A 20122-nucleotide genomic window follows, 5' to 3' on the forward strand; every position below is an offset into this window, starting at 1 on the left:
GTAAACCCGCTCCTACCTACCCCCGTTGCTCCTTGTGGGAGCGGGTTTACCCGCGAACGGGGCTTATACAAAAAACGTGTTCGACACAGCTTCAAGGCAAATACAACCGGAACAACCCACCCCCAAGCGCCCCGCCGTTGGCGATCTCGATCCGCCCGCGCACGCCATTGCGCTCATGAAGGGCGGCGATGCGGGCGGCGAAGTACAGGCCAAGGCCGGTGCTGCCAGTGCGCGAATCGATGCCTTGGAGGTAGTCCTGCTGGCGTTCGAGCATGCGCTGTGGATAACCCGGGCCGTCATCGTTGACGCTGATCACCAACTGTTCCCCGTCTTCCTCGATGCTGATCAACAGAGCGTGGCCAGCATGGCGGATGGCATTGGTAAGGACATTGCCCACCACCGAGGCGACCAGTTCACGGTCGAAGAAGCCCAACGGGTTTTCGGTCTCAAGACGCCAGGTGGCGAGGATGTCGCGGTGCTCCAGCACCTCTTGCTGGGCGGCGAGCTGGGCTTCGATGAAGTCGTCCAGCTCGTGGTAGTCCGGGCAGATCGGCAACTGGTTGATGTCCAGTTTGTACAGGCCCAGCAGTTGCACCAGCATGCCGTTGAGGTGACGGAACTCATGCTCGATCACGCCTTGCTCGCTGCCACCGTGCAGCACTTCGGGCAGGCGCGCCAACCATTGGTCATGGGCCTGGATCAGGGCCGACAACGAGTTTTTCATGTCGTGCACGGTAGAGGCGATCACCGTGGAGAAATCCAGCCCCTGCTCGTCTCGATTCATGCGCCGAACACCCGGATATGCAGTTTGCGGTAGCGATCGTAGCGGCTGTCGCTGGCCGGAATGCCGGCGACGCTCTGCAGGCAGTTGCGACACTCCTGCATCAACGCCGGCGCCGGGCTCTCACCACCGATGCGCAGCAGCGCCTGGGCGGTGTTGAGCGCGATGCTGATGTTCTTGGGTTGCAGTGCCAGCGCGCGGCGGAACATCTCCAGCGCCTCGTTGAGCTGGCCGCCCTGATAGCTGCGCACACCCTGGCGGTTGAGATCCACTGCCTCGGTGACAGCGCCGAGCACGCCCGGGTCGTCGGTGAGCTTGGCCACGCTCTGCATGACCTTGGGGTCGTCGCCGTAGGTCTCCACGCAGCCTTTGAGGATGCTGGTGCCGGCCGAGGCCTGGCCCAGTTGCTGCAACTGCTTGGCGACGGTCAGGGCCGCTTCGACGGAGAAGAACTGGTCCATCTTCTCCAGGCGCTGCATGGCCTGCTCGGTGAGCTTGCTGGCCGTTTCCTCGTCACCGGCCTGTTGCAGACTGGCCGCCTTCATCAGGCGCGCGCGTACCTGCAGGCCCTGGTCCTCGACGTTTTCTTTGGCCACTTCGCTGAGCACCGTGTTGATCTCGACCCGGGTGCGTGCATCGAGGCCGTTGCCAGCGTTCTTGTTCATCAGCGCCTGGACCAGGCCCAGGTTGCTCTCAGGGCTCTTGTAGCGGGAGCTCTGGCCTTGGTTGACCGCATGGCGATAGGCCTTGGAAGCGCTTTCGAAATCCTCGTTGTCCAGCGCCAGCTTGCCCAGCGCCGCCTGCCGGCGTACCGCCAAGGGCGAGAGGCGCACCGCCTCTTCCAGCATGTGCTGGGCACGCTTGGTCTCACCTTGGGCCACCAGCACGTCGGCCATGCCGTCGTACAACCCCGGCATGATCGGGAAGGCTTTGAGCGCCTGCTCATAGACGCCCTGGGCCTGGGCGTGCTGCCCGCGCTTGTGCAGCAAGCTGCCGAGGGCTGAGTAGACCCAAGGCTGAGGGCGGCTGGCGAGGATGCTGGTGAGGAACTTTTCCAGTTCCTCGAAGCGGTTCAGATCGCGCAATGCGTCCGCGCGGTAGCGCAGGCACAGCGGGGCGAAACGCGGGTCCTTCTTGCACAGCTCGGCGCAGGCCGCCAACACTTCGGCGGGGCGTGCGCGGTCCAGGGCCTGGAGGATCGGCTTGAGCAGGGTCTTGCGCTGAACGAGCTTTTCCAAGCGCTGGGCCAGGCCCACGCGGTTGAACGGTTTGGTCAGGTAGGCATCGGGTTCGTGCTCGAGGGCGCTCAGGACGATGGACTGGCTGCTCTCGGCGGTGACCATGATGAACACGCATTCATGGCTGATCAGCTTGTCGAGCAGCAGGTCTTCGAGCACCTGCTGGCCGTTCTTCTTGCCATCGCCCAGATGGAAGTCCTGGAGAACGAAGTCGTAGCGCTTCTGCCCGCACATGCGCAAGGCTTGCTCGCCGCTGTCGGCAGTATCCACGTCACGTACACCCAGCTCACGGAGCATGGAGCGGGTCGAGGTACGAAAGTCGGTGAAGTCGTCGACGATCAGGAAGCTTTTTTGCCCGTACTGCAGCATCAACACGACCCTGTATTGGCAAGAGTTGGAAATTGGTCCGTGGCGATGCGTACCGCCGAACAGGCTATCGGCAGCGAGTCAGGAAAGATGAGCTCGCAGTGGTCGGCCAAAAATAATGGCCATGCGCCATTATCCGATCCGATCAATGATCAGGCAAGCAGCCCCAGGCTCTTGGCCTTGGCCACAGCCTGGGTGCGACGCTCCACCCCGAGCTTGCTGTTGATGTGGCTGGCGTGAGTCTTGACGGTATGCAGCGAGATGAACAACCGCTCGCTGATTTGCTGGTTCGAGCAACCTTGGGCGATCAGTTCGAGCACCGCCAGCTCACGCCCGCTGAGCGCCTCGATGTTTTCCACGACTGCCGCAGGGCGCGGCAGGCGCGTGAGCAATTCGGTCTGCACCTGGCAGGCCGGGCGCGCGGCCAGTTGCTCACGCAGCCAGTGAGGCTGCTGCTCGAGCAGGCGCTGGAACGGTTGCAGCACGCCGCCCCGAGCGGCTTCGAGGGCTTGGGGCAGCAAGGCCGTCGCTTCCTGCTCCTGCCCTTCCACCAGCAGCAGTGCCATCCATTGGCACAAGGCGTTGACGACCAGCATCATGCCGCCACTGGCCTGGCCACGCGCCACCAGCGCGCGCAGACGCTCCACCGCCTCCTGAGGCCGCGCCAACACGGGTTCGAGCAGCGATTGCTGTAATTCGATGTGCAGCGCCAGCAGCGGGTGGAACTCCGGCGCCGCCGCCGGCCGCTCGCCGCCGTAGGTCTGGCCCAGGCGCAACAGCCAGGACCCGGCCAGGTCGGTACGCCCCTGGGCCAGCCAAAGCTCGCATTTCACCAAGGTGATCATGGCCAGATAGAAAATCGGCGGCACATCCCAGATATGCATCAACCGCTCGGCCTCGGCCAGTTCGGCGAAGGCCTCGGCGAACTGGCCCTCGCGACCGTCGAGCGAGGCGATCACGCAATGACCGATCAGCACACTGATATCGCGGCAGGCCCGCGCCTCGCTGAGCCCGGCGCGCAGCCGGGCGCGGCCCTGAGCCGGCTGCAGGCGCGAGACCAGCAGATACCCCTCGTACAACGTCAGCCGGGCGCGCACGGCATACAGGCGTTGCGCCGACAGCCCTTGCAGACGCTGCAACCCCTGGCGCACTTCATCCAGGGCGCGCAGCACCTCGCCCCGGGCGTGCAGGACTCGCGCCCGATCGTAATGGGCCAAGGCCTCGAACAAGGGATTGCCGACCCGCTGCGCCAGCTCCAGGGCTTCTCGGTTCCAGCCTCGGGCCCGCCAGAAGTCACCGTCGGCGATCGCCAAATTGGAAAGCGTCGACAGGCACACCAGGCGCTGGCCATAGCGCTTGTAGGGCAAACTGCGCAGCGCTTCGCCGCAATAGGCCAGGGTGCGTTGACGGTCCCCTCGCCCGCGGGCGATGACCCCGCTCAAGGCCAGCCACTGGGCGAGCATGGACCTCTGCGCGGTGGCCGAAGGCGCGGGCAGAAAACGGCTCAGGTGAGCCGCCAGCTCCTCGGCAGCATCGAGCTGGCAGGCCAGGCCCAGGGCCCAGCTGTACAACACGATCAGACGCGGGGTGCTGATCAACAGACTGTCGGGCAGGTCCATCTTCCAGCGCAGCAGCATGCCGACATTCTGCTCGGCCAAAAGCTGCTCTTCGGACAGGCTTTGCACCAGGTCGGCGGCCACATCCAGATGCCCCGCGCGCAGGGCTTGCTCCACGGCTTCGTCGAGCAACCCCTGGGCCTGGAACCATCGGCACGCCCGCAGGTGCAACGCGCCCAGAGGCTCGCTGGCCTGGCGGCTACGCAACAGGTCGGAGAACAGATGGTGATAGCGGAACCAGTGGCCATGCTCGTCCAGCGGCACCAGGAACACCTGGTGGGCCTGCAGGTATTTCAAGATGCCGGCGCTGTCCTCGCGCTCGCGCAGGGCGTCGCACAGCTCGGCACAGAAGCGCTCCTGGCAGGCGGTGTCGTAGAGAAACGCCTGCACCGAGGTCGGCAGGATCTCGATGACCTCTTCGAGCAAGTAGTCGCGAATCAGCCCTTCGCCACCGTGCAAGGCCTGGGGCAAGGCGTTGTCCTCGCCGGACTCGCTGGCCGCCAGTTGCCAGAAGCGCAGCCCGGCAACCCAGCCGTCGCTGCGCTGGATCAGGTTGTCCAGCGCCTGCCCGCGAAGGCCCGTGGGTTGGCGACCGATCACCGCCAAGGCTTCGTCGGGAGTCAGGCGTAGATCCTGCTCGTTGAGCTCGACCAATTGACGCGACAGGCGCAAGCGCGCCAGGTGCCAGTCCGGTCGCTGGCGACTGGTGACCAGCAGCACCAGGCCGTTGGGCAGGTGGTTGAGGAAGAACTGCAGGCAACGGTCCAGCACCGGCCCTTGGGCCAGGTGGTAGTCGTCCAGCACCAACAACAAGGGGGCATCCGGCTGCAGGTAGAGGGCGAGTTCGTCGAGCAGGCCGTCGAGCCACTGTTCGAAGGCGAACGGTTGGTGGCGCTGACGCATTTTCAGCAGGCCCATGGCCTGGCCACCGAGGGCCGGACAGAACTGCTGGAGGCCTTCGAGCAGGCGCTCGAGGAAGCGCCCAGGATCAGCATCGCGCTGGCTCAGGCCAAGCCACAGGCTGCGCCACTGAACGGGCAGGGCCTGACAGAACTCGATCGCCAGGGAGCTTTTACCAAAACCCGCCGGAGCATTGACCAGCAGCAGGCGCCCGTTGAGGCCGAACTGCAGGCGCTGGCACAACCGTGACCGGGGCACATGGCCGTCGGGCAAGGGCGGCCGGAAGAAACGCCCGTCCAACAGGCCAAAGGCCTGACTGGCAAATCCATGCGTACGGGACAGGTCTGTCATAGCCGGCTCGTTCTGGGTGGAGGACTACGGCGGGTACGGATTGTTGCGAGACTAGCGGGTAACGCAGCGCATTTGAAGATGATGGCCGCGGCTGGCGAGAAAAAGACTACAACAAAAAGAAACAAGGCCGATGGCGGGAATGGGCGAGCATTGGATGCGTGAATGGCCGGGGGAGTGTTCAAATCCGTTGGGGCTGCTGTGCAGCCCCAGGGACTTCAGGCGAAATCAGACCTCAACGCACGCCATCCTGACGCAGCGCCGCCGGCTGGAAGTCGCTCTTGCTGGCACTGAAGCCGAAGTCGTAGGCGCGTTTTTCCTCGTTCTTCATGCCCAGCGCCAGGTAGCGGCCCGATTGCAGGTCGTAGATGGTCTCCAGGGTGTACCAGGGCACCTGCACGTTGTAGTAATCCTGGGCATGAGCCTCGGAGACCCGCCACAGCTGGCCACGGCCGTCATACTGGTCGATCACCGCAGCCTGCCAGGTGTCCTCGTCGATGTAGAAGTCACGTTTGGCGTAGATGTGTCGCTGACCCGGCTTCAAGGTCGCGACCACATGCCAGACACGACGCAGCTCGTAGCGCGCCAGGTCCTGGTTGATGTGCCCCGGCTTGAGGATGTCGGCGTACTTGAGGGTGGGCGAGTCGAGCTTGTAGCTGTTGGAAGCGATGTACAGCTCCTTCTTGCCTTCGAGCTTCCAGTCATAGCGGTCCGGAGCACCGTTGTACATGTCCAGGTTGTCGGAGGTACGCAGCCCGTCCGCGGCGGTGCCCGGCCCGTCGTAGGACACCTGCGGGGCCTGGCGCACGCGGCGCTGGCCGGCGTTGTAGATCCACGCCTTGCGCGGTTCCTTGACCTGGTCGAGGGTCTCGTGAACCAGCAACACGGTACCCGCCAGACGCGCCGGCGCGGTGACCTTCTGCTTGAAGTAGAACAGGATGTTGCCTGGGTTGTTCGGGTCGTAGTCCTTCATCCGGTCACGGAAGACGAACTGGTCCTGGAAGTACACCAGGCTATAGGAGCCGTTCTGCTGGGGCGTGGCCTGGGTGACCAGGCGGGTCACGCTGCCGCCGCGATAACGGGTGATGTGGTTCCAGATCACCTCAAGACCGCTCTTGGGGATCGGGAAGGGGATGGCGGTGCGGAAGTTGTTCAGGCCGTTGCCGCCTTCGACCAGCGTGGTCTTGGTGGCGTTTTCCTTGATGGCGGCGAACACTTCATCGGGCACGGTCGCGCCACGGTGGGTCTTGTACACCGGGATCCGGTAGCTGTCTGGGTAGCGTTTGAACATCGCCACCTGGCCCGGGGACAGCTTGTCCTTGTACTGATCGACGTTCTGCGCGGTGATGGTGTACAGCGGCTTGTCGCTGGCATAGGGGTCGGACAAAAAGCCCTTGGCGTCGGCGCTGCCCGCCGTCTTGGACAACGGCTCCCAGGGGCCGATGGAGCCATCGGCGTTGCCGGCCTTCTCTGCGCCCATCGGGGTCAGGCTGGAGCCCAGCTTGGCCGCCTCGTCGGCGGACACTGCCGCCATCACGCTGGTGGCCAGCAGGGACAGCCCCAGTACACCGGCTTTGAGCAGACTTCTGGTCTTGTTCATTGTTGTCGTCCTGGATCAGTGTTCTTAGAAGTTCACGCCGAAGCTCAGCGCCACGAAGTCGCGGTCGTCCACGGTGCTGTACTTGCCATCGAAGAAGTTGGTGTACGAAAGGCTCGCCGTGTAGGTGTTCTGGTACTCGGCGTCCAGGCCCAGGCTGACAGCCTTGCGACCTTCCTCGAAGTTGGCGCCAGGGCCTGGCGAGTAACCCGAGACGTCGTGGGACCAGGCCACGTTCGGCCGCAGGTTCACCCCGGCGAAGACGTCGTTGTAGTCCCAGATAGCACGGGCGCGGTAACCCCAGGAGGTCGTGGTGGTAAAACCATCGTTCTCGCAATTGCGGCTGACGTTGGCCGTGGAGCTGTTAAGACCGGAGCCTGCGATGGTGCTGGCGTTGAGCGCCTCGCAGGTGCCGTTTGGCAGCTCGCCTGGGCCGAAGACCGGGTCACGCCCGTAACGTGCCTTGCTCGAACTCTCGAGCCCGCCGACGTGGGTGACGCCCAGCTCGCCCACCACGGTCAGACGGCTGGCGCCCATGACTTGGTCGAAGAAGTGGGTCAGCGTGGTCTGGAACTGGGTGATCTCCTTGCGGGTGTAGCCGTGCAGGTCTTGACCTGGCACGCCGTTGAGGACCGATGCGTCGGCATAGGGCCCGCCCAACGGACGCACGGCCGAGAAGAGAATGTCGGTGGTGTTGAGCTGCACCGGTGCGTTGGGGCGATAGCTCAGTTCACCGCTCCAGGCCGTGCCGGTGGGCAGCGTGGTCGAGAAGCTCAGGCCATACAGGCGAATGTCTTCAGGGTACTCGACGAAATACTTGGAGTTACCCGCGACAATCAGCGGCGCCATGCGCCGCAACTCAAGCGGCAGCCCGCCGACACCCGCATACACCGCAGGATCGGCCCCGGTTGCGCTGAAAATCGGGGCGCGGCTGTGGTAGTTCATGAAGTAGGCGCCAAACTCGGTGTCCAGCGGTTCGAACATGTAGCGCATGGCCACGCCGAACTGGCCACTGTCACGCGCATCGCGGTCCGGACCACGGCCAACCTTCACACCCTCCTGGTTGATGTCCACCCCTTGGCTGGCCAGGAAACCCAAGGCCGGAGCCGGCAGGGAACGGCTGCTGTTGAGCACGCGCAGGTTGTCGGTGCAGCCATCGGCGATGATGTCCGCCTGGGAGAAGAAGGTGCCGCAGTTGTCGACGACCGTCTGGTCCCATTCGATCTGGTAGAAGGCCTCGGCCGACAGGTTGTCGGTCAGGCTCTGGGAGATGTAGAACATGTTGACCGGGATCAGGCCTTCCTTGATCTCGGCGCCAGGGCGGCGGAAGGCGGAGACGTCGATCGGGTTGATCGAGTTGATGCCGCCGCCGATGAAGGTGCTTTCACCCCAGCTGACCACCTGCTTGCCCAGGCGCACGGAGCCTGGCTGATCGCCGATGGAGTAATTGTGGTAGACGAAGGCGTCGAGCAGCTCGGCGCCCGACGACTTGGCGCCTTCCTTGCGATTGGAGTCGCTGATGTCCTTGAACTCGCGGTGCTCGTCCTTGAGTTCGAAGTCATACCAGTACTTGCCCCGGACGAACACACCCGTGTCGCCGTACTTCAGCTCCAGGTCATGGATGCCCTTGAAGATCTTCGAGAAGGTCTCGCCCTTCTTGAAGTTCAGGTGGCCGTCATCGGAGGTCTGGGACAGGCCCTTGCCGCCATTGTTGACCCCGATCAGGTTCTGGTTCGGATTGGCCGTCGACCAGCTGGCGCCAACGGAGAGCGACGAATCGAACTGGCCTTCGATTTCCCCGATGTTGAAGCTGACACCGAATGCGGGGCTTGCGAGCGTGGAAGCGAGACTGACGGCCAGAGGCAACTTGGCCCGGCGCCAGAACTGGTTTGCAGATGTCATCGACGCTACTCCATGTACTTTATTGTTATGGCAGTGAGTCCTTTCAGAAACGGCCCGTGCGACCGGTCTGCAGGCTTGCGCCCGCGGCGCTGCGACTTGCGCGCAGTGCCTTGCCCCATTCCTGAAAATCACCTGGGCCCGACTATAGCCAGCAGGTCCAAGTGCTTGATCCCTCTAAAGTGTGATTTGTGTATCCCTGGGCCAACAGGGGCCTGCAGGGCGCGCGCAAGCATGGCGTAATTTCAGCGTTTTACAAGCAGCAGCCGCTCTGGCCTGAGGGTCGCGCACGGATGAGCGCGACCCGCAGGAGGGGCTACAAGGTCGACAGGAACGCGCTGTTGCTGGCCTGCCATTGGACGATGTCCTGGCGGATGCGCTTCTTGTCGAGCTTGCCGACGCTGGTCTTGGGAACTTCAGTAACAATCGCGATCTGGCTTGGGATCGCCCATTTGTTGATGTGCCCCTGCTCGACGAACGGCTTGAGGTGATCCTTGAGCGCCCGGGCATCGATGGCCTGCCCTTCGCGGACCACCAGCAAGGCGAACGGCCGCTCGCCCCACTGCGGGTCGGCGACGCCGACCACCGCCACTTCGCGCACCGCCGGGTGGCGGCTGATCAGGTCCTCGAGGTCGAGCGAGGAGATCCACTCGCCACCGGTCTTGATCACGTCCTTGATGCGGTCGCGGATGTCGATGTAACCCATGCCGTCGAGGGTCGCGACATCACCCGTGTGCAGCCAGCCGCCCGCCCACAGCTCCTCGCTCTTCTCGGCTTCCTTGAAGTAGCCCTGGGTCAGCCAGGGCGCGCGCAATACCAGTTCGCCCTGGGTCTCGCCATCGGCCGGGAGGAAGTTGCCATCGCCATCGACGATCGCGGCCTCCACCAACGGTACCGGCACACCGGCCTTGATGCGGTAGGAAATACGCTCATCCTCGCTGCCGGCCTGCAACTCATCGTTGAGGTGGGCGCAGGAAATCAGCGGGCAGGTCTCGGACATTCCGTAGGCGGCGGTCAGCTGGATTCCCCGGGCCAGCGCGGCCTGGTAGAGCGCCCGGTTGAGCGCGCTGCCGCCGATGATGATCTTCCAGCCGCCAAAATCCTCGCCTTGGGCAGAGGGGCAATTGAGCAGCATCTGCAGGATGGTCGGCACGCAGTGGGAGAAGGTGACCTTTTCTTCGCGCCACAGCTTCACCAGCATTTCCGGCTCGTAGCGCCCCGGATAGACCTGCTTCATACCGAGCATGGTGGCCGCGTAGGGAATGCCCCAGGCATGCACGTGGAACATCGGGGTGATGGGCATGTAGACATCGTTGCTGCCCAGCAGGCGCACGCTGTCGATGCTGCCGGTGACCGACGCCTCGGCCAGGGTGTGCAGCACCAGCTGGCGGTGAGTGAAATACACCCCCTTGGGGTTGCCGGTGGTGCCAGTGGTGTAGAAGGTGGTGGCCACCGAGTTCTCGTCGAAATCGGGGAAGTCATAGTGTGGACTCGCCGCGGCGAGCAGTTGCTCGTACTCGCCGACCAGATTGGGCAGGTCGGCCTGCTTGTCCGGCCCATCGGTCAGCAGCAGGGTTTTGTCCACCGTGGTCAACTGGCCGGCGATGGCCTGGTAGAGGCCGACGAAGTCGCTGTTGACCAGCACCACGCGATCCTCGGCGTGGTTCATGGTGTAGAGAATCTGCTCCGGCGACAGGCGCACGTTGATCGTATGCACCACCGCGCCGATCATCGGGATCGCGAACATGCACTCCAGGTAGCGGTGACTGTCCCAGTCCATCACCGCCACGGTATCACCGGCCTTGACCCCGGCCTCGGTCAGCACGTTGGCCAGGCGCGCGATGCGCTCGACCAGTTGCGGGTAGGTCAAGCGCAACTGGTCGCGATAGACGATCTCACGGGTCTTTTCGTAGCGGCTGCCCGACATCAGCAGACGTTTGATCAACAGCGGGAAGGTGTAGGCGCCCTCGGCGGGCTGGATGATACGCGTCTGCAACATAGGGATCCCTTTTCTGCAATGCTGGCCGGAGAAGTCTGATATCTACTCTAGAACTGTGACGTTCCGATCAAATCAGCCGAAGGAATGATTCGACGGGATAAAGGTATGAGTGGCCTCGCACCCCACGCTTGACACTTTGCCAGCCCACCTTCAGCTTGATGGGCTGCGCTGTCGCGCAACGGCTGACCTGAACTGTCACCGCCCGAACCCCAGCCCGGAGCCCCTCATGCCCAGCCCGCGTCGCGCCGTCTTCCTCGATCACCAGTCCCTGGACCTGGGCGACCTCGATCTCTCGCCCCTGCAGCGCCCCTTCGACAGCCTGCAGTTGTTCGCCTCCACCCAGCCCGAACAGGTCGCCGAGCGCCTGCAAGGCGCCAAGGCGGTGATCAGCAACAAAGTGATGATCGACGCCGCGGCCATGGCGGCCAACCCACAGCTCAAACTGATCCTGGTCGCCGCCACCGGCACCAACAACGTCGACCTGGCCGCCGCCCGCGCCCAAGGCATCACCGTGTGCAACTGCCAGGGTTATGGCACCCCATCGGTCGCCCAGCACACCCTGGCCTTGTTACTGGCCTTGGCCACGCGCCTGTGCGACTACCGCGAGGCGGTCGCCGAAGGCCGTTGGGCCAACGCCAGCCAGTTCTGCCTGCTGGACTTCCCCATTGTCGAACTGGAAGGCAAGACCCTCGGCCTGCTCGGTCACGGCGAGTTGGGTGGCGCGGTGGCGCGCCTGGCCGAGGCGTTCGGCATGCGCGTACTCAGCGGGCAGATCCCCGGTCGCCCGGCCCGCGCCGAACGCTTGCCACTGGATGAACTGCTGCCCCAAGTCGATGCGCTGACCCTGCACTGCCCGCTCAACGAGCACACCCGCCACATGATCGGCGCGCGCGAACTGGCGCAGCTCAAGCCGGGCGCCTTGGTGGTCAATACCGCCCGAGGCGGGCTGATCGATGAGCAGGCCCTGGCCGACGCCTTGCGCAGTGGCCACCTCGGGGGCGCGGCCACCGACGTGCTGAGCGTCGAACCCCCGGTCAATGGCAACCCTTTGCTGGCCCCGGACATCCCCCGCCTGATCGTAACCCCGCACAGCGCCTGGGGCGCGGTGGAGTCGCGCCAGCGCATCGTCGGCCAGTTGAGCGAAAACGCCCAGGCCTTCTTTGCCGGTCAGCCACGGCGAGTGGTCGGCTGAATCGGCAAGGGGCTCTGGTACACTGCGCGCTTTTTCAGGAGACGTCGTCCATGGACCCGCGCAGTGAAGTGTTGCTTCGCCAGGCCGAACTGTTCCAAGGCCCGCTGCTGCTTGCCGGGCTGCCCGCCGACGACTTGCTCGGCCAACTGCCGCAGGCCAGCGGCTGGTCTTGGCACGCCGGGGACCAGGCCCTGCTCGACAGCCGTTTCAGCGGCCGCAGCCATTACGGCGTGAACGTGCCCGAGGTGGCCTTCGAGGCCGCCGTGTTGTTCCTGCCCAAATCCCGTGAGCTTGCCGCCTATCTGCTCAATGCCCTGGCCTCGCGTCTGGCGGGCCGCGAGCTGTACCTGGTCGGCGAGAAGCGCGGCGGTATCGAAGGTGCGGCCAAGCAGCTGCAAGCCTTCGGCAAGCCGCGCAAGCTCGACAGCGCACGTCACTGCCAGCTGTGGCAGGTCACGGTGGACAACGCACCACAGGCCAAAGCCTTGGAGAGCCTGGCCGAACGTTTCGAGCTGCCCCTGGACGATGGCCCGCTGCACGTCGTGAGCCTGCCCGGTGTGTTCAGCCATGGTCGCCTGGATCGCGGCACTGCCCTGCTGCTCCAGCATTTGGACGACCTGCCGGCCGGTCACGTGCTGGACTTCGGCTGCGGCGCCGGCGTACTGGGCGCGACCATCAAGCGTCGTTATCCACAGAGCCGCGTCACCCTGCTCGATGTGGATGCCTTCGCCGTGGCCAGCAGTCGCCTGACCTTGACGGCCAATGGCCTGGAGGGCGAAGTGATCAGTGGCGACGGCATCGATGCCGCACCCACCGGCTTGAACGTGATCCTGAGCAACCCGCCGTTCCATACCGGCGTGCACACCAATTATCAGGCCTCGGAAAACCTGCTGAAAAAATCAGGCGATCATCTGCAAAAAGGTGGCGAAATGCGCTTGGTCGCCAACAGTTTCCTGCGTTACCAACCTTTGATCGAAGGCGCCCTGGGCAATTGCCGGGTCTGCGCCGAGGCGGACGGTTTTCGCATCTACCAGGCCACACGCAGCTGAAACAGGGCTTGCCGAAACGCTTTCACCTAGGCAGAATCCGCACCGTCCTAGGGGAGTAGTCTCCCGCGAGCGCCCTGCTCGCCCGGCACGCGTCAACACACTTGGCCCACAGGCCATGGCGCGTGCGACCCACGATCTGCACAGACAGATCCAGGGTTTGACAAGACCTATGACACGCACACCTTACCCGGGGCGGGGAGGTCGTACGTGTCATAGCCGTGTCGGCCCGCCCCCGTAGGAAACCTGATGCTGGAATCCCTGCTCGTCCCCACCGCAATCGTCGCCCTCGCTGAAATCGGCGACAAGACGCAATTGCTCGCGCTCATCCTCGCCGCACGCTTTCGCAAGCCTTGGCCAATCATCGCCGGCATCATCGCCGCCACCCTCGCCAACCACGCCGCCGCTGGTGCCGTGGGCGCCTGGGTCAGCAGCTTCTTCAGCGAGACGGTGCTGCACTGGATACTCGCCGCAAGTTTCGCAGCAACGGCCCTGTGGACGCTGGTTCCGGACAAGATGGACGATGACGAAAACAGCGCCGCACGCCGCTTCGGCCCATTCGTCACCACGTTGATCGCGTTCTTCCTGGCTGAAATCGGCGACAAGACCCAGGTCGCCACGGTGATGCTGGCGGCCCAGTACCCTCACCTGATCATGGTCATCCTCGGAACCACCCTGGGCATGCTGATTGCCAACGTGCCGGTGGTGCTGGCGGGCAACTTCGCCGCCGAGAAGCTGCCGCTGACGCTGATTCGCCGTCTGGCAGCGGCTGCATTCTTCGTCCTGGCCATCGTCGCGGTGTACTCGGCGATGAAGACCAGCGGCTGGGTGGGCTAAAAGCGGCGAGCTGCGAGTTTCAAGCTGCAAGGAAGGCGTGACCCGCTTCTCTTGCAGCTTGCAGCCTCTGGCTTACTTCTTGGCCGCCTGATACAGCGGCATCACCTTCGGAATTGCCGCCTGCAGCGAGGCAATACGGCTGCTCGAGGCCGGGTGGGTACTCATGAACTCAGGCGGTGCACCTTCGGAGGCCTTGCTCATCTTGTTCCACAGGGTGATCGCGGCATTCGGGTCGTAGCCGGCACGAGCCGCCAGCTCCAGGCCGATCAGGTCGGCTTCGTTCTCGTTGGCACGGCTGTTGGGCAGGGTCATGGCGTAGTTCACCACAGTGTCCGCCAGGGCCATACCGCCCTGACCCAGGCCGAACAAGGCACCGGCGCCCTGGCGCGCCATCTCCACGCCATAGGCCTTGGACATGGCCTCACGGCCGTGCTCGCGCAGTGCGTGGGCGATTTCATGGCCCAGTACGGCCGCGATCTCGGCGTCGGTGAGCTGCAGCTTGTCCATCAGACCGGTATAGAAAATGATCTTGCCGCCCGGGCCGCAGTTGGCGTTGAGCTCGTCGCTGTCGATCAGGTTGACCTCCCAGTTCCACTGCGCGGCGTCCGGCCGGAACTTGGGCGCCTGGGCGATCAGGCGGCTGGCGATGCCCTGGATACGCTTGGCCTTGGCACTGTTCTTGTCCAGTTCGCCCTTGGAAGAGGCCTCGCTGAGCGTCTGTTGATAGGACTGGGCATACATCTGATTGACCTGGTCGGTCGAGAGCATGCTGAACATGTACTGCTGGCGATCGACGCCCACCGCACCACCGCTGGTGGTATTCACTGCCTGGCAACCAGACAGCAGGACACTGGCGCCGATCAGGCTGGCAACGAATGAACTACGCATGAAAGCACTCCGTTTTTACATGCCGCGTATCCTAGGCCGAGTCGTCTGGCCTCGCCAGAGCCGCAGGTAAGATTTCTCGCGCGCCCCTCATGCTTTGGCAGGCCCCCGCCGATAACTCGGGAAACAATCATTCTCGTACGCGGTGCCCCATGAAGTTCAAGTCGATCCAGTTTTCCGTGGCCGCCCTGGCGGGCGCCATCGTTTTGAGCATTGTCGCGGCCCTGGTGCTGTACGCCGTGTACTCCGGCGAACGCACCCAGTCGCTGGTGCAGGAGCGCACCCGTCAACAGTTCGAAACCGTGATCGAGCAGCGCCTGGCTGCCCTGGCCCGCACCCAGGTCAGCGAGATCCAGCGTGGGCTGGAGGCGCCGCTGCTGATTTCCCGTAGCCTGGCCACCAGCAATGCCATGATCGGCATGCAGGGCGCCGACGGCCAGCCGTTGATGCGCATCGATCGCCAATCCCTGATCAACCAGCTCAAGCGCACCGTCGAGGTCAACCCGAGCGTGCTCGGTGCCTACCTCGGCTGGGAGCCCAACGCCCTGGACCATGACGACGCCCGCTATGTCGGCAGCAACATGGTTGGCGTCGATGGCGCCACGGGGCGCTTCCTGCCGTGGTGGTTCCGCAATGGCGATGGCAGCCTCGGCCAGGACAAGTTGATCGATGTGAACGACCACACCGTGCTAGCCACGGGCGTGCGCGCCAGTGAGTACTACCTGTGCCCGAAAGAGTCGAAAAAGCCCTGCGTGATCGACCCCGCGCCCTATAAGGTAGGCGACAAGACCGTCATGCTCGCCTCTTTCGTCGCACCGATCATGATTGATGGCCAGTTCCAAGGCATGGCCGGTGCCGACCTGTCGGTGGACTTCATCCAGGACCTGCTCAACAACGCCGACCGCCAGCTGTACAACGGCGCCGGCGAACTGGCCCTGGTCTCGAGCAACGGCCGTCTGGTGGCCTATACCCGTGACCCGTCGAAGTTCGGTGAAAAAGCCAGCGACGTGCTGGATGCCGAGGAGTCGGGCACGCTTACGTCCCTGACTGGCGAGGACCTGCACTACGAGCTCGACGAATCCAAAGACCGCATCGAACTCTACCTGCCCTTCCGCGTTGCCAACACCGACGCCCGCTGGACCCTGCTGCTCGAACTGCCGCTGAGCACGGTGATGGCCGACGTCAATCAATTGCAGAAAGACCTGGCCGCGCAGCGGCGCACCGACATCACCGGCATGACCCTGATGGGCCTGGGCATCGCCGCCGTCGGCTTGCTGGTGATCTGGCTGCTGGCCCATGGTATCGCCCGCCCGCTGCGCCAGATGGTGGCCATGCTCGACGACATCGCCCAAGGCGAAGGCGACCTCACCCGCCGCCTGCACAGCGACCGCGCTGACGAACTGGGCGCGATCGCAAAGGGCTTCAACACCTTCCTGGCCAAGTTGCAGGCGATGATCACCCAGGTGGTGGGCTCGGTGCAGAAGGTCAGTGACTCCTCGGAGCACACTGCCGACATCGCCATCCGCACCAATCAGGGTGTGCACAAGCAAATGGCCGAGATCGACCAGGTGGCCACCGCCGTGCAGGAGATGACCGCTACCGCCCAGGACGTGGCCCGCAACGCGACCCACGCTGCCCAGGCCGCGAACAATGCCGACCAGGCCGCCAACCAGGGCTTGCAGATCGTGCGCGATACCTCCCACTCGATCAGTGTCCTGGCTACCGAGATCGGTCGCGCGGTGGATGTGGTCCAGACCCTGGCCCGCGACAGCGAAAACATCAATGCGATTCTTGTGGCGATCCGCGCCATTGCCGAACAGACCAACTTGCTGGCGCTCAACGCCGCCATCGAAGCCGCCCGTGCGGGCGAGCAAGGCCGGGGCTTTGCCGTGGTCGCCGACGAGGTGCGCAACCTGGCGCAGAAGACCCAGCAGGCCACCGAAGAAATCCAGCAGATGATCCAGCAGTTGCAGCAAGGCACCCGCGAAGTGGTCAAGGTCATGGAAGACAGCCAGGGCAAGACCGACGACAGCGTGCAGCAAGCCACCCGTGCTGCCGAGGCGCTGGAGAGCATCACCCAGGCTGTGTCGGTGATCAACGACATGAACACCCAGATCGCCAGCGCCGCCGAGCAGCAGAGCGCCGTGGCCGAGGACATCAACCGCAACGTCATCAACATCGGTCAGGTGGCCGGTGAAGTGGCCGGCGGTGCCGATGAGTCGAGCCAGGCCAGCGCCGAACTGACCAAGCTGGCCGAACAGCAGCGCCGGTTGATCAACCAGTTCCGCGTTTGAGGAACTAGGGGCTGCTTTGCAGCCCCTTGAGGTTCACGCCGGGGTCAGGCACTCCGGCGCATCGAGCTTCGGATCATTGACGAAATGCGCCAGCGCCCGCTCGCGCAAGGCCGCCGACGGGCTGGCAAGCAGTTCATGCAATCGCGCCAATGGCGTGTCCGCATCCAGCCAGGCCGCCTGGCCCGCTTCGTCGAGAATCAATGGCCGACGTTGGCTCATTGCCGCCTGCGTCACCACCGCACAGCTCAACCAGACCTGATCCTGCACCGGGTAGGCCTCCCACACCGCCGCGAAGAACAGCGAGGCGCCCTCCCCCGGCGTCAGCCAGTACGGCCGCTTGCGCACCGTGCCACGCCACTCGTAGAAACCATTGGCCGGCATCAGGCAGCGCCGCTGGCGGAAGGCTTCGCGAAACATCGGCTGTTCAGCCAGGGTTTCGGCACGCGCCTGGGCCGGCGTGCGGGACAGGTCGGTCAGCCAGGCCGGGGTCAACCCCCAACGGGCCCTGGCCAGCTGCATCTGGCCATCGAGCTGACGTTGGATCAGCACCGAAGCGCCTGGGGCGATGTTCCATTGCGCCTGCTGGTCGGCGGGGTACCCGGGCAAGGCGGCAAAGGCCGGGGACCAGCGAAACAGGGCGTAGCGTCCACACATGGCGATAAAAACTCAGCAGATCAGGGTTCCGGGAAAACTCTCCGGTTCGTCGCCGGCAAGTGGCAGGGCCGCATTGTACGCATCGATCAACTGCCGTGCGTACCCGGCCTGCTCGTCGGGCACCACCAGACCGAGCAACCCTTGCATCGGCAGCTCCCCGGCACCGCCAACCAGATCACGCCCGGCCAGATGCACCTCGACTCCCTCGCTGGCGAGCATGCCCACCAGTAACTGCGCTTCCATCAGGCTCTCGGGCTCGTAGATCCGTCTCATCAGGCATCGTCCTCACGTCTGACATCGAGCATCCATTCGTCACCATGGACCTGCAAGATGAACACCACGGGCTGGCAGCACACCTGACAGTCCTCGGTGTACACCTGGTCGCCGCCGGAAATATCCACCGTGGTTTCCACGGTTTCACCACAATAGGGACAACGATAGAAGTCGGTTTCCAGCATCGCGGCCTCCACGGTGACTTATGCGTATAATTGCCGGTCTGTTTACAGGGCCTGCGTGTGTCCGAGCCGTTTTTTCGGACCCCACCCCTACCTTATTACCCTAGCCGTTTCCAACAAGAGAGCATGATGGGCGAATTCGATGCCATCCGACCGTACGACGACGCTGAGGTCCCTGCCGTCCTGGCACGCCTGCTCAGCGACCCGGCATTTCTGGATATCCTCACCCACTTCCGCTTCCCGCGGGCAGCCGGTGCCTTCGGCTGGCTGCTCAAGCCGCTGATCGCCCGCCGCCTGCGCAACGAGTTCGTCGGCGTCACCTGCGTCTCGACCCTGCAGGACAAAGTCGAACACTACGTCGACCAGACCATCGAGCGCGCCACCGACGGCGTCACCTACTCCGGTGTCGAACAGCTCAAGTCGGGGACCGCCTACCTGTTCCTGGCCAACCACCGCGACATCGTCATGGACCCGGCCTTCGTCAATTACGCGGTGTATCACGCCGGCCTGCCGACGCCGCGCATCGCCATCGGTGACAACCTGCTGCAAAAGCCCTTCGTCAGCGACATGATGCGCCTGAACAAGAGCTTCATCGTTCATCGCTCGCTGAGCGGTCGCCGGGAAAAACTGGCCGCCTACCAGTTGCTGTCGGCCTACATCAACCACTCGATCCGCACGGACTGCGTATCGATCTGGATCGCCCAGGCCGAAGGACGGGCCAAGGACGGCGACGACCGTACCGACTCGGCGATCCTCAAGATGTTCCACATGAGCCGCAAGGACGAGCCGTTCGGCGCGGTGATCCAGGGCTTGAACCTGACGCCGGTGTCGATCAGCTACGAGTACGACCCGTGCGACCTGGCCAAGGCCCGCGAGCTGTACATCCGCGCCACCACCGGCACCTACAAGAAGGCGCCGGGCGAGGACGACAACAGCATCGCCCAGGGCATCACCGGCTATAAAGGCCGGGTACATATCAACTTCGCGGCGCCGGTGACCGAGTATTTCGAGGACACCAAGCAACTGGCGCAGGAAATCGACCGGCAGATCCTCGGCGGCTACCGCCTGTTCCCGGTGCATTACCTGGCCTATGGCATGTGGAGCGAAGCAGACCCGGCCTTGCAGGTGCCGAGTGCGGAGAAACTGTTCCCCGCGCAGGAGTTGGCCAAGGCCAAGGAAGAATGGCAGCGCCGCCTGGACGCCTGCCCGGTGGAGCACCAGCCTTACCTGGTGCAGCAGTACGCGACGCCGGTGCGCAACCAGTATCAGGTCAAGGCCCAGAGCCCCGTCGCCTGACATTGCCCCTGGGAGAGGGTTTCTACCCGCGATCTGATTCGCGGGTGACCCGCTCCCAGAGGGGTATCAGGCAGTCAGACCCAGGTGCTGAACCAGGACAGCAGCAGGGCCATGGCCAGGCAAGAGAATCCGAGGATGTAGTAGTAGCGCGGCACCCGCTGGTCGAAGGCATCGACCACCGCCTCGTCGCTCGCACCGCTCGCTCGGGCCACCACTTCGCGCCGCCGAGCACTTTGCAGCAGTAACCCACCTGGGCAGGTAATCAGCAGGGCCAGCAGGTTGATCAACTTGGCAGGATGGGCAGCCAGGAATCCCCAGAGCACTTGCAAGGACATCGCATAACCTCGGAAAAGAACGACAGCAAAGCCCGGCATTCTACCCAAGCCCAATCCAGCCGCTCGGTTTTTGCGACCAACTGTCATTGAATTTCACTGTCACACGCTCGTCATCAGGACAGGCCACCATGTCGGCCTTTTCCTACGATGGAGCTCGTCATGTTGCACGCCGAAAACCAGGACCGCCTCTACCTCGTCGCCCAAAGCGATGAACAACAGGCGCTGATCGACGGCTTCGCCATCAATGTCCAGGATCGCCAGTGGCTGGTCTATTGCGCCTTGGGCGGCCACGCCCATCAGGATCTGCCCGAAGTGGACCTCTACACCGGCCGCAGCGTACTCGACTTTCATATAGAAGCTGCCTGAGGCAACGAACAGCCAATA

The 20122-nt window shown here is 63.9% G+C and carries 17 protein-coding genes, 2 pseudogenes and 1 riboswitch; of the genes and pseudogenes, 8 read left to right on the forward strand and 11 right to left on the reverse strand.

Features of this window, described 5'->3' with window-relative positions; genetic code table 11:
• Window positions 1-91: 91 nt before the first annotated feature.
• The 6 genes from ACNFCH_RS05785 to ACNFCH_RS05810 form a co-directional block, all read right to left on the reverse strand.
• The gene (locus tag ACNFCH_RS05785; protein ID WP_070093626.1) at window positions 92-784 is read right to left on the reverse strand and encodes a sensor histidine kinase; all 693 of its coding nucleotides are present in this window, start codon (window positions 782-784) and stop codon (window positions 92-94) included.
• Entirely contained in the window at window positions 781-2388 is a 1608-nt protein-coding gene (locus tag ACNFCH_RS05790) for a response regulator (protein WP_337157909.1), read from the reverse strand. The genes ACNFCH_RS05785 and ACNFCH_RS05790 overlap by 4 nt, the downstream gene beginning before the upstream one ends.
• 149 nt (window positions 2389-2537) lie before the next feature.
• Window positions 2538-5252 (reverse strand): LuxR C-terminal-related transcriptional regulator, encoded by a 2715-nt coding sequence (locus tag ACNFCH_RS05795; protein WP_416742420.1) that lies wholly within the window; start codon window positions 5250-5252, stop codon window positions 2538-2540.
• A gap of 232 nt (window positions 5253-5484) precedes the next feature.
• Window positions 5485-6849: a DUF1329 domain-containing protein gene (locus ACNFCH_RS05800; protein WP_337157907.1), complete on the reverse strand. Its 1365-nt coding sequence runs from the start codon at window positions 6847-6849 to the stop codon at window positions 5485-5487.
• Window positions 6850-6873: 24 nt separating this feature from the next.
• Window positions 6874-8748: a DUF1302 domain-containing protein gene (locus tag ACNFCH_RS05805; RefSeq protein WP_337157906.1), complete on the reverse strand. Its 1875-nt coding sequence runs from the start codon at window positions 8746-8748 to the stop codon at window positions 6874-6876.
• A 313-nt stretch (window positions 8749-9061) separates the two neighbouring features.
• Window positions 9062-10744, reverse strand: coding sequence for a fatty acid--CoA ligase (locus ACNFCH_RS05810; RefSeq protein ID WP_337157905.1), 1683 nt, complete (start codon window positions 10742-10744; stop codon window positions 9062-9064).
• Window positions 10745-10970: 226 nt separating this feature from the next.
• Here ACNFCH_RS05810 and ACNFCH_RS05815 point away from each other — a divergent pair, with 226 nt between their 5' ends.
• The 3 genes from ACNFCH_RS05815 (at window position 10971) to ACNFCH_RS05825 (ending at window position 13819) form a co-directional block, all read left to right on the forward strand.
• Window positions 10971-11936 (forward strand): 2-hydroxyacid dehydrogenase, encoded by a 966-nt coding sequence (locus tag ACNFCH_RS05815; RefSeq protein ID WP_416742421.1) that lies wholly within the window; start codon window positions 10971-10973, stop codon window positions 11934-11936.
• Between the two features lie 50 nt (window positions 11937-11986).
• Complete coding sequence (locus ACNFCH_RS05820) at window positions 11987-12985, forward strand: methyltransferase (RefSeq protein ID WP_416742422.1); 999 nt, start codon at window positions 11987-11989, stop codon at window positions 12983-12985.
• Between the two features lie 38 nt (window positions 12986-13023).
• Window positions 13024-13143: riboswitch (yybP-ykoY riboswitch) on the forward strand.
• Window positions 13144-13234: 91 nt separating this feature from the next.
• Window positions 13235-13819, forward strand: a complete 585-nt coding sequence (locus tag ACNFCH_RS05825; RefSeq protein WP_337158035.1) for a TMEM165/GDT1 family protein — start codon at window positions 13235-13237, stop codon at window positions 13817-13819.
• Window positions 13820-13891: 72 nt separating this feature from the next.
• On the opposite strand, the gene ACNFCH_RS05830 is transcribed toward ACNFCH_RS05825, so the two are convergent.
• Entirely contained in the window at window positions 13892-14707 is an 816-nt protein-coding gene (locus ACNFCH_RS05830; RefSeq protein ID WP_196163774.1) for a M48 family metallopeptidase, read from the reverse strand.
• 149 nt (window positions 14708-14856) lie between these two features.
• Between ACNFCH_RS05830 and ACNFCH_RS05835 the strand changes: the two are divergent.
• The 3 genes and pseudogenes from ACNFCH_RS05835 to ACNFCH_RS05845 all read left to right on the forward strand — a co-directional run.
• Window positions 14857-15709, forward strand: a pseudogene (locus ACNFCH_RS05835) (cache domain-containing protein); the annotation flags it as partial.
• Between the two features lie 239 nt (window positions 15710-15948).
• Window positions 15949-16143, forward strand: a pseudogene (locus ACNFCH_RS05840) (HAMP domain-containing protein); the annotation flags it as partial.
• A 111-nt stretch (window positions 16144-16254) separates the two neighbouring features.
• Window positions 16255-16998, forward strand: coding sequence for a methyl-accepting chemotaxis protein (locus ACNFCH_RS05845; protein WP_372340677.1), 744 nt, complete (start codon window positions 16255-16257; stop codon window positions 16996-16998).
• Between the two features lie 33 nt (window positions 16999-17031).
• On the opposite strand, the gene ACNFCH_RS05850 is transcribed toward ACNFCH_RS05845, so the two are convergent.
• Genes ACNFCH_RS05850 through ACNFCH_RS05860 form a run of 3 tightly spaced genes read right to left on the reverse strand, consistent with a single transcriptional unit; the run spans window position 17032 to window position 18110 of the window.
• Complete coding sequence (locus tag ACNFCH_RS05850) at window positions 17032-17652, reverse strand: SOS response-associated peptidase (RefSeq protein ID WP_337157901.1); 621 nt, start codon at window positions 17650-17652, stop codon at window positions 17032-17034.
• Between the two features lie 12 nt (window positions 17653-17664).
• Window positions 17665-17925 carry a putative signal transducing protein gene (locus tag ACNFCH_RS05855; RefSeq protein ID WP_196163777.1) on the reverse strand — a complete coding sequence of 87 codons (261 nt, stop codon included), beginning with the start codon at window positions 17923-17925 and terminating at the stop codon, window positions 17665-17667.
• Window positions 17925-18110 (reverse strand): CPXCG motif-containing cysteine-rich protein, encoded by a 186-nt coding sequence (locus ACNFCH_RS05860; protein WP_043213807.1) that lies wholly within the window; start codon window positions 18108-18110, stop codon window positions 17925-17927. Before ACNFCH_RS05860 ends, ACNFCH_RS05855 begins: the two co-directional genes overlap by 1 nt.
• A 123-nt stretch (window positions 18111-18233) precedes the next feature.
• On the opposite strand from ACNFCH_RS05860, the gene ACNFCH_RS05865 reads away from it, so the two are divergent.
• Window positions 18234-19403 (forward strand): 1-acyl-sn-glycerol-3-phosphate acyltransferase, encoded by a 1170-nt coding sequence (locus ACNFCH_RS05865; protein ID WP_416742423.1) that lies wholly within the window; start codon window positions 18234-18236, stop codon window positions 19401-19403.
• Between the two features lie 74 nt (window positions 19404-19477).
• On the opposite strand, the gene ACNFCH_RS05870 is transcribed toward ACNFCH_RS05865, so the two are convergent.
• A complete protein-coding gene (locus ACNFCH_RS05870) occupies window positions 19478-19738 on the reverse strand; it encodes a hypothetical protein (RefSeq protein WP_323114926.1) in 261 nt (86 codons plus the stop codon).
• 159 nt (window positions 19739-19897) lie between these two features.
• Between ACNFCH_RS05870 and ACNFCH_RS05875 the strand changes: the two genes are divergently transcribed.
• Window positions 19898-20104 (forward strand): hypothetical protein, encoded by a 207-nt coding sequence (locus ACNFCH_RS05875; RefSeq protein ID WP_196163781.1) that lies wholly within the window; start codon window positions 19898-19900, stop codon window positions 20102-20104.
• Window positions 20105-20122 lie beyond the last annotated feature (18 nt).

This window comes from Pseudomonas sp. NY15354 (assembly GCF_048068075.1).
GTDB lineage: Bacteria > Pseudomonadota > Gammaproteobacteria > Pseudomonadales > Pseudomonadaceae > Aquipseudomonas > Aquipseudomonas guariconensis_C.

Excerpts from the sequence above, each read along its gene's own strand:
- ACNFCH_RS05785 (WP_070093626.1), bottom strand. The coding sequence starts at position 784 with ATGAATCGAGACGAGCAGGGGCTGGATTTCTCCACGGTGATCGCCTCT.
- ACNFCH_RS05790 (WP_337157909.1), bottom strand. The coding sequence starts at position 2,388 with ATGCTGCAGTACGGGCAAAAAAGCTTCCTGATCGTCGACGACTTCACC.
- ACNFCH_RS05795 (WP_416742420.1), bottom strand. The coding sequence starts at position 5,252 with ATGACAGACCTGTCCCGTACGCATGGATTTGCCAGTCAGGCCTTTGGC.
- ACNFCH_RS05800 (WP_337157907.1), bottom strand. The coding sequence starts at position 6,849 with ATGAACAAGACCAGAAGTCTGCTCAAAGCCGGTGTACTGGGGCTGTCC.
- ACNFCH_RS05805 (WP_337157906.1), bottom strand. The coding sequence starts at position 8,748 with ATGACATCTGCAAACCAGTTCTGGCGCCGGGCCAAGTTGCCTCTGGCC.
- ACNFCH_RS05810 (WP_337157905.1), bottom strand. The coding sequence starts at position 10,744 with ATGTTGCAGACGCGTATCATCCAGCCCGCCGAGGGCGCCTACACCTTC.
- ACNFCH_RS05815 (WP_416742421.1), top strand. The coding sequence starts at position 10,971 with ATGCCCAGCCCGCGTCGCGCCGTCTTCCTCGATCACCAGTCCCTGGAC.
- ACNFCH_RS05820 (WP_416742422.1), top strand. The coding sequence starts at position 11,987 with ATGGACCCGCGCAGTGAAGTGTTGCTTCGCCAGGCCGAACTGTTCCAA.
- ACNFCH_RS05830 (WP_196163774.1), bottom strand. The coding sequence starts at position 14,707 with ATGCGTAGTTCATTCGTTGCCAGCCTGATCGGCGCCAGTGTCCTGCTG.
- ACNFCH_RS05845 (WP_372340677.1), top strand. The coding sequence starts at position 16,255 with ATGGCCGAGATCGACCAGGTGGCCACCGCCGTGCAGGAGATGACCGCT.
- ACNFCH_RS05850 (WP_337157901.1), bottom strand. The coding sequence starts at position 17,652 with ATGTGTGGACGCTACGCCCTGTTTCGCTGGTCCCCGGCCTTTGCCGCC.
- ACNFCH_RS05855 (WP_196163777.1), bottom strand. The coding sequence starts at position 17,925 with ATGAGACGGATCTACGAGCCCGAGAGCCTGATGGAAGCGCAGTTACTG.
- ACNFCH_RS05860 (WP_043213807.1), bottom strand. The coding sequence starts at position 18,110 with ATGCTGGAAACCGACTTCTATCGTTGTCCCTATTGTGGTGAAACCGTG.
- ACNFCH_RS05865 (WP_416742423.1), top strand. The coding sequence starts at position 18,234 with ATGATGGGCGAATTCGATGCCATCCGACCGTACGACGACGCTGAGGTC.
- ACNFCH_RS05870 (WP_323114926.1), bottom strand. The coding sequence starts at position 19,738 with ATGTCCTTGCAAGTGCTCTGGGGATTCCTGGCTGCCCATCCTGCCAAG.
- ACNFCH_RS05875 (WP_196163781.1), top strand. The coding sequence starts at position 19,898 with ATGTTGCACGCCGAAAACCAGGACCGCCTCTACCTCGTCGCCCAAAGC.